This is a genomic window from Lapidilactobacillus mulanensis, assembly GCF_003946215.1.
Lineage (GTDB): Bacteria > Bacillota > Bacilli > Lactobacillales > Lactobacillaceae > Lapidilactobacillus > Lapidilactobacillus mulanensis.
This window is the reverse complement of the sequence record NZ_RHOW01000103.1, coordinates 1-1326: the sequence shown is the minus strand read 5'-3', so window position 1 is coordinate 1326 and position 1326 is coordinate 1. Positions and strand designations below refer to the sequence as shown.

1 protein-coding gene is annotated in these 1326 nt (G+C 39.0%); it reads left to right on the top strand.

What is annotated here, in order from left to right:
• The first annotated feature begins 105 nt into the window (after window positions 1-105).
• Complete coding sequence (locus EKM67_RS10695; RefSeq protein WP_057746220.1) at window positions 106-1278, top strand: IS256 family transposase; 1173 nt, start codon at window positions 106-108, stop codon at window positions 1276-1278.
• Window positions 1279-1326 lie beyond the last annotated feature (48 nt).

Below are 1326 nucleotides of genomic sequence, written 5' to 3'. Positions count from 1 at the left end.
GAGTGTTTAAATAATTATGTGTAAATGAATTATTGGGAATTGAAAAAGGGAAGCCTCTCCCTTATGATAGTTAGCGTCTAAACAAACATCACAGGAGGCTTCCCCATGAATCAGTTTACCAAAGAAATTGTCACAGCACTAGCTCAGAATCAAGATTTAGACCTCATTTTTAAAGATCACCTAGAAATTGCCGTTAATGAATTACTTCAAAATGAGCTTTCCGCCTTTTTAGGCTATGAACGCTATGATAGAGCTGGATTTAACTCTGGTAATTCACGCAATGGCAACTACTTAAGAACCTTCAAAACTAAATATGGCGAGTTGAATCTCACGGTTCCACGTGATCGTAATGGCGAATTTATTAACCACACCTTACCTGCTTATCAGCGCCAAACAGACCAACTGGAACAGACGGTCATCCAGCTTTATCAAAAAGGCATTACTACCCATGAAATCTCCGATCTCATGGAAAAAATGTATGGTGCTTATTACACACCGCAAACAGTTTCTAACTTAACTAAAGTCGTTAATGAACAAGTTGAAGCTTTCAAAAGTAGAACATTGTCAGAAAAATATGCGGTTATCTATCTGGATGCCACTTATCTGCCGTTAAGACGCGACACCGTCGCAAAAGAAGCAGTCCACATTGCGATCGGTATACAGCCTAATGGGCATAAAGAAGTCTTATCATACAAAATAGCGCCTACTGAATCTGGTGCAATTTGGACAGAGGTATTGGCTGATCTGAAACAACGAGGGGTGCAACAGAATTTACTTTTTGTGGCCGATGGCTTAGTTGGATTGGCGTCTGCGGTTGGCAAATATTACCCCGAAGCCGTTATTCAACAATGTCTCGTTCATGTAAGTCGTAATATCTCGCATCGTATTCGTGTGAAAGACCGTAAAGAAGTCTTAGGTGATTTTAAATTAATCCATCAATCATCTGATAAACAGGCGGCAGAGCACAGCCTAGCTAACTTTATCAATCGCTGGCGCAAACGATATCCTAAAGTTACCCAAGGGTTATTAGAAAATCAGAAATTATTGACGTGTTTTGATTTCCCAGCAGCTATTCGGGCTAGTATTTACAGCACAAACCTAATTGAATCATTTAATAAAAAATTCAAGCGGCAGACTAAAAAACGTGAACAGTTTCCAAATGAGGAATCCTTAGAAAGAACCTTGATGACGGTTATTCTGGATTACAATGACAAGTTTGATCAGCGGGTGCATAAGGGATTCAACATGGTTGAAGACACATTAGAATCTATGTTTTAAAAAAAGGACGAGAGGCTTTTCTATTTACACATAAAATTTGACACTCTC